This is a genomic window from Brevundimonas sp. (assembly GCF_016463485.1).
Classification (GTDB): Bacteria; Pseudomonadota; Alphaproteobacteria; order Caulobacterales; family Caulobacteraceae; genus Brevundimonas.
Genome location: NZ_JAEMRD010000165.1, coordinates 1 through 6,747, shown reverse-complemented (window position 1 = coordinate 6,747; position 6,747 = coordinate 1). Strand labels below are relative to the sequence as shown.

At 65.0% G+C, this 6,747-nt stretch carries 7 protein-coding genes; 3 read left to right on the top strand and 4 right to left on the bottom strand.

The features are described from left to right. On the bottom strand, positions 1 to 1,207 hold a 1,207-nt coding region (locus tag JHC99_RS16565), incomplete at its 3' end, for a HAMP domain-containing protein (RefSeq protein WP_292155727.1). A gap of 51 nt (positions 1,208 to 1,258) precedes the next feature. Further along, a complete protein-coding gene (locus tag JHC99_RS16560; protein WP_292155726.1) occupies positions 1,259 to 1,957 on the bottom strand; it encodes a TorF family putative porin in 699 nt (232 codons plus the stop codon). A 441-nt stretch (positions 1,958 to 2,398) separates the two neighbouring features. Between JHC99_RS16560 and JHC99_RS16555 the strand changes: the two genes are divergently transcribed. Then, positions 2,399 to 3,826: an ATP-binding protein gene (locus tag JHC99_RS16555; RefSeq protein ID WP_292155724.1), complete on the top strand. Its 1,428-nt coding sequence runs from the start codon at positions 2,399 to 2,401 to the stop codon at positions 3,824 to 3,826. Beyond that, positions 3,823 to 4,425, top strand: a complete 603-nt coding sequence (locus tag JHC99_RS16550; RefSeq protein ID WP_292155721.1) for a response regulator — start codon at positions 3,823 to 3,825, stop codon at positions 4,423 to 4,425. The genes JHC99_RS16555 and JHC99_RS16550 overlap by 4 nt, the downstream gene beginning before the upstream one ends. 165 nt (positions 4,426 to 4,590) lie before the next feature. Here the strand turns inward: JHC99_RS16550 and JHC99_RS16545 are convergent, their stop codons facing one another. Continuing rightward, positions 4,591 to 5,073 (bottom strand): hypothetical protein, encoded by a 483-nt coding sequence (locus JHC99_RS16545; protein WP_292155719.1) that lies wholly within the window; start codon positions 5,071 to 5,073, stop codon positions 4,591 to 4,593. Continuing rightward, positions 5,073 to 5,633, bottom strand: a complete 561-nt coding sequence (locus tag JHC99_RS16540; RefSeq protein WP_292155728.1) for a HupE/UreJ family protein — start codon at positions 5,631 to 5,633, stop codon at positions 5,073 to 5,075. The genes JHC99_RS16545 and JHC99_RS16540 overlap by 1 nt, the downstream gene beginning before the upstream one ends. On the opposite strand from JHC99_RS16540, the gene JHC99_RS16535 reads away from it, so the two are divergent. Beyond that, on the top strand, positions 5,566 to 6,648 hold the full coding sequence (locus tag JHC99_RS16535) for a DUF4198 domain-containing protein (protein WP_292155716.1): 1,083 nt from the start codon (positions 5,566 to 5,568) through the stop codon (positions 6,646 to 6,648). The genes JHC99_RS16540 and JHC99_RS16535 overlap by 68 nt on opposite strands. Positions 6,649 to 6,747 lie beyond the last annotated feature (99 nt).

The following is a 6,747-nucleotide window of genomic DNA, read 5'->3' as shown; positions in this document are numbered from 1 at the left end:
CGGAAGCCTGACGGGCACCCGAGGCCGTGCGGTTCACCGTGGCGGTGATCTCGTCCAGAGCGGCAGCGGTCTCTTCCAGAGACGCGGCCTGTTGCTCGGTACGACGCGACAGGTCGTCGGCGGCCTGGCTGATCTCGCCCGAACCGGAACGGATGGCCGAGACATTGGTGACCACCACGGCCATCGTGTCCTGAAGCTGGGCCACGGCGGTATTGAAGTCTTCCTTCAGTTGGGCGGACTTGGGTGCCACTTCGGCGGTGAAGCGATGGGTCAGGTCGCCATTGGCGATGGCGGACAGCCCTTCCGCCAGGGCGCTGATGGCAATGGCGTCTTCGCGTGCCGTACGGGCCTTGTCGGCCTCGTTGGCGGCGCGATCGGCGTCGGACTGACCACGGTCCGAAGCGGCCTGGGCCTCGATGCGGATCTTCTCGAGGGCGGCGTCGCGGAAGGCCAGGATGGCCACGCCCATCTGACCGAACTCGTCCTTGCGGGCGGCTTCGGGCACCTCGATCGCGTTGTCGCCGGCCATCAGCTTGCGCATGTGCCCGGTCATTCTCAGCACCGGACTGGCGATGCCCTGGGACAGGACCCAGCTGGCACCCAGCGCGATCAGCAGGGTGAGCGCCAGGCCGACCAGAAGGGCGATCCGGGCCGTATTGGTGGCGGCGACCTGGGCATTCCGCGCGACTTCCAGTGCGGCCATGTTCTGGGTGTTCAGGGCGTCCAGACCCTCCTCGACGACATTGGTGTAGTTGTCGGCGGTACCGTTCTGACCGACCATCGCGACGGCCTGGGCATGGGTCGCCGGATTGGCGGCCAGAGCAACACCGGCCGTGACGACGTTCTCGAACCAGGCGTCCCCACCTTCTTCGATCACGTCCGCCAGACGGTCGGCTTCAGCACCGCCGTCCCTGCGCAGGGCCTCAAGCCCGGCCTTGAAGTCTGCGCGATGGGAATCAAGCCGATCCAGGTAGTACCGGTCGCCGGAAACCAGGAAGCCGCGATAGCTGTTCTCCTGGCGCGCCATCTTGAACTCGATGGTCGCCGTGTCGCGCACGATCGCGTTGGTCGAACTTCGCATCTCGCCGGCCTTTGACAGGGCCTGAAGGCTGAAGAAGATGGTGGCACCCATGGCCCCGATCGCCAGAAGGACGACGGCGAAGGCGAGGATCAGTTTCTTGCCGATCGGGACATTGCTCAGGTGCATCGCGGGTTCCTGGTCGAGAGACGCTAACGGGACGGGAAAATCAGGACGGGATCAGAGAGACAGGGTCAGGGCGGCAACCAGCCGACCTTCGTAGCTTTCGCCGAAGCGGTGGCCGTCGGTGTCGTACCAGCGCAGGTCGAGAGACAGATCGTGGGGCAGTTTGCGCTTCACGCCGACGTTCCAGGCCGTGTATTCGGTGCCGCCGTCAGCGGTGCGATCGGCGATGGCTGCGGTTGCCCGGGTGTTGGCGTCCAGGGCGACGCCACCCTGCAACTCGATCCACCAGGCCTCCTGCGTCGCCGCAAAGCCGTCGGCGGTGTAGTTGACGCGGAACCGGGTCGAGACGGGTCCGATCTTGCGCGACAGATCGGCCTGGTACTCGGTGTAGTTGGCATCGACGCCGCGGCGGGTGCCCGGCAGGTCGCGGTTGATGACCGCAAAATCCAGTCCGGTGCCGGCGACGGTCGTGCGATAGCCGACCGTGGTCAGGATTTCGGCGTCCGACCCTTGCGACAGTTCGGCGGTCGCACCGAACAGGCTGGCGTAGAAGCCGCTGTGGGTGACTTCGACCGAGCCGGAGACGCTGGGCTCCTCGTTACTCTTGCCGAGGCCCTTGCCCATGTACTGGCTGGCGACACCCAACTGGAACGAGAACGGGTCGCTGGCCTGTGCGTCACAGGCGACGGTGGCAGCGCCGAAGGCCATCATGAGGCCGGCGAGTCGGATCACATTGTTCGTCATGGGGTTCATTTTGCAGAGAGCCGTTCTGGCCCGATTTCGCCGTTAAGGTTGACGACAGAGCGAATATTCTTCGTGAACCGCTACCTACGTAAGAATACTTAACGCAGCGTCGCGCGAGGGATTCCGGACCGCGCGATCGGCCTGTCGCCAAGGCTCGGTATCCTTTGGATAGGTCGGTGCCGACGTCCCGGACGCTATCTGCAACTGTTGCGGTATCCGCAACAGTCAGAGTCAGACAACTAAACGGTGTTCAGTTGTCTTGCCGGCAAGGCAAATGCTGTCTCGCATACCGTTGCAATGCCGACGCCCGCAGACCCAAATTTTCGCGACATTGATTGGCTATTTACCCGGATTTGTCCGGCTGATAGCTTCCGGTCAGGCCAGAATGCCTGAAATCGACCGCCAGAGTTCGACGGCTTGCTTATGACGGCCACGGAAAAGTCATCGTTGATGACGCGATTGGGTGGGGTCTCCACCTTCGCCTCTCGGGGGGCGAACGGCTATATCCTGGCGGTGGTGGCCGTCGGTGCGGCCCTGCTCGCACGCCTGGGGCTGGAGGCGTTCGGGAAGTTCTATTACCTGCCGCTGATCCCGGCCGTCATGCTTCCGGCGCTGCTGGCGTCGCGTGGCGCGACGGCCCTGGCCATCGTCCTGTCGATCGCGGCCAATGTCGCCCTGGTGCCGCGTGAAAGCGTCGTCGACGGTGCCGTCAATGCCGTGCTCTTCGCCTGCGTCGGCCTGGCGATCGGCGAGTTCGGACGGATCGGACGCGCCGCGAGGGCCAACGCCCGGGCCCTGACGGCACGGCTCTCCACCCGCGACGCCACCATAAGCGCCATGCTGGCGTCCGCTGCGGTCGTCAGCCTCGACCGCCGATCGAAAATCCTGTCGATGAGCGAACCGGCCTGTGCGTTGTTCGGGGTTCGCCAGCCGGATGTTCTGGGCCAGCCGTTCGGTGATTTCGTCGAGTCCTTCGACAGCGCCGCAGATCGTACCGCCGGTGCCGAAGACCTCTATTGGCTGGGTCGGCGGCGCGACGGTGATGTCTTTCCCGTCGGGATCCACAGGGCGTCGATCGAGACTCCCGACGGCCCGCCGAACACCATCCTTACACTCACGGATCTCAGTCGGTGGCGTTCAGCCGAGGCGCGCAATCAGGAACTCAGGGAGCAGCTGAACCAGGTCTGGCGGCTGAACTCCCTGGGCGAGATCGCCGCGACCCTGTCCCACGAACTCAACCAGCCGCTGACGGCCGCCGCCAGCTATCTGCAGGCGACCCAGGCTGATCTGGGTCGCGCCGGCGTCTTCGCCGACAGCGCCAGCCGCACCGTCGAACTGGCCAAGAACCAGGTCCTGAGAGCCGGCGACATCATCCGCAGGGCGCGCAACCTGCTGGCCGGGGATGAGCGCCGGCTGGATCCGCACAGGGTTTCCTCGATGATCGACGATCTCGCACCGATCCTCCAGCTTCTCGGCCCTGCCGCCGGTGCCCATCTCCGGATCGCCGTCGAGGATCAGGCGGACTGGGTCCTGGCCGACCGGATCCAATTCCAGCAGGCAATCGTGAACCTGGTTCGGAACGCGATCGAGGCCGTCGCCGAACGCCCGAGACGCGAGGTCGCCATCCTGGGCCAGGCGATTTCCACGACCGAGTATCGCATCCGGGTCGAAGACAGCGGCCCCGGCATCGCGCCCGACCAGATCGGCCGGATCTTCAGGCCCCTGATGACGACCAAGGCAGGCGGCATGGGTCTGGGTCTGTCGGTCACGCGCACGATCGTCGAGCGCCACGGCGGCGTTCTGGGCGTCCAGACCAGCGATCTTGGCGGAGCCGCGTTCGCGTTCAGCCTGCAGCGCCTGTCGGAGCCTCTGCCATGACGACGTCCGTATTCGTGATCGAAGACGATTTCGCCGTCCGCGATTCTCTTGTGACCCTGCTTCGCGCCGAGGGCCTGCGCGCCCGGGGATTCGCCAGCGGCGTCGACTTCTTCGACAATCTGCCTGCCGACAGGGTCGCCTGTGTGGTCACCGACCTGCACATGCCGGGCATGGACGGAACCGAGGTCGTGAAGCGGATCACGGCCCTGCACGGAGAAGCCTGGCCCATCATCGTCATCACGGGCCACGGCGATATTTCCCTGGCCGTCGACCTGATGAAGGCCGGCGTCACCGATTTCATCGAAAAGCCGTTCGAGCCCCAGCGGTTGATCGAGACCTTGAAGGGCTGCGTCAACCGGGTGCATCAGGTCGGCGCGGACATCGACAAGCGGGCCGTGATCGAACAGCGACTGGCGCAGCTGACAGTGCGCGAGCGGCAGGTCTTCGATCAGCTCGTCGAGGGCCTGTCCAACAAGGAAATCGCCGCCAGTCTGACGATCAGCCCCCGCACGGTCGAAATCTTTCGCGCCAAGGTGATGTCCAAGATGGAGGCGCCGAACCTGTCGGCCCTGGTCCGGATGAGCCTTGGCCAGACCTGAGGCGGGTCGCCGGACTTCGCAGGCGCTGGAGCGGGCGGCGGGATTCGAACACGCACGAAAAGATCGGAAGCCAGGGCCAGTGAGCGATTTCTGTCTTCCAGTCGCAAAACCGGATCTAGACCTCAGGCACTCGCCAACCATTTGCTCTGTCGTGCCATTGCGCCACTACTCCCGGTGATCGGGCGCGTATCCGGGGGTCGGGGTCAGCGGTATGGCAGCGGCCAGGATGGCCACCGCGCCCAACCAACTCGCCACGATCTTGATCGCAAGCCCGATCCTGGTTTTGCGGACCCACAAGGCAGGCACCACTAACAGGATCCACGGCAGTGCGATGGCCAGGTCCGTCGATCGGCCAGCCACCGAAAGCACAGCGCCTGCCCAGACGCCGGCGTTGGCGGCCAGGACGACGGGCCAGGCGAATCCCGGCCCCCCCCGAATGTGGATGGAGGCCGCCATGACGACGATGCTGGCCCAGCATCCGAAAAATGCAGCCTCCTCCCAGCGAACCGGAATGCCGACGGCGAAGACGACCAGGGCAAAGATGACAAGCGCAAGTGCTGCGGGGGCCAGCGCCTTTCGCGACGCGTAGGCCAGCAGGAGTCCCAGGGCGGCGCAGAGAAGGGCCGCAGGGAGCGCACCGTCCCGCATCAGGCGACGGCCCGGAACAGGAACCACAGACCGGCCGCTGCGATCAGACCGCCCAGAACGCGGAGCACGGCCAATCCACCGAACCGGAGCGCGCCGTAACCGATGATGATCCCGACGATGTGCAGCAGGCCGGTCGAAGCCACGAACCCGAGACTGTAGCCGGTGGGGTCGGCGGCTGACGGCAGCTCCTGGCCATGGGCAAAGCCATGAAACAGCGCAAAGACCGCAACCAGGACGATCGCGATCCAGTCGGCGGGTTTCCAGCTGAAGGCAATCGCCGATCCAAGAACCAGAACCGAGAGGCCGATGCCGAGTTCGACGGGCGGCATCGGGAAGCCCAGTATTCCCAGAACGCCGCCCACGGCCATCATGAGCGGAAACACGACCGGCAAGGCGATCACCAGGGGCCGGCCCAGGATCGCGCCCCACAGGCCGACGGCAACCATGGCCAGCATGTGATCGGGGCCATTGAGCGGGTGCAGGAAGCCTGAGATGAAACCGCCGGCCAGGCCGGTTCCATCGTGTGCCGAGGCTGTACCCGCGGTCAGGGCGACGATCACGACGGCCAGGGCGACGGGCACAGTCTTCTCGGTCGACCACAAGGACCAACAGGCCGATCGGGATGTTGTTTTGAAAGTCAAACCGCGTCCTTTTCCAACGTTGGATCGTACATTCGCAGAAGGCACGAAGGCTGCCTTCATCACATACGTCTGGCCGTTGGCCGCAGATGTCATGACGTTAGCGAAATGGAGGCGTGTCTTGCGCAAAATCTGGCTCGGCGTGCTCGTCGCCTCTTTCGCCCTACCAGCGACCGCTCATGACTTCTGGGTGCAGCCCGACCCTTTCTGGGTCGCGGCGGGTCGTCCGGCGTCCGTCAGCCTGTGGGTCGGTCACGGGGTGAACCGGGAGCTGTGGGACGCCGATATCGCCAAGGTCACCATCCTGCGCAGCGTCGGTCCCAACGGCACCACCAATCAGCAGGGCTCCATCCGTCAGGGTGGGGTGGGACGGATGACCTTCACCACCCCCGGCACCCATGTCATCACCCTGGAGACGGGACATACGCCCAGCGAACTCCCCTCGATCCGATTCAACGACTACGTCGAAACCGAAGGGCTGACGCTGATACGGGCGCAGCGCCAGCGTTCGCGTCAGAGCGATGCTCCGGGGCGGGAAATCTACAGCCGACGCGCGAAAGCGTTGATCAGGGTTGGAGCCGGACCTGGTTCGGAGGCCCCCTATGTAACCCAGCCTATGGGTTTGCGGCTTGAACTGGTGCCGGTTCAGAACCCCTACACGGCTGCAGCCGGGCAGCCTCTCGGTTTTCAGGTTCTGTATGAAGGGCGACCTTTGCCCGGGGCCTTGGTGAAACTCGTCAATCTGGCTGCGGACGAACGCCCTGTCGCGACCCGGATCAGCGACCGTCGCGGCAACGTCAGTTTTTCGATCCCGCGGTCGGGCGACTGGCAGTTGAACGTGGTCTGGGGCGAGCCGTTGAGCGGCAATCCGGCCGCCGATTTCGACACCACCTTCTCGAGCCTGACCTTTGGTTTCGACGCTCCGCCGGCGAGCTGAGGGGCGTTCAATAGACTCCGTCGATCTCGGCGGGCAGTCGTGGACCCGGGGGATAGGCCAGCAGGCTCCAGCCGCGTGTGGGGACGGTCTCTTCGGTCC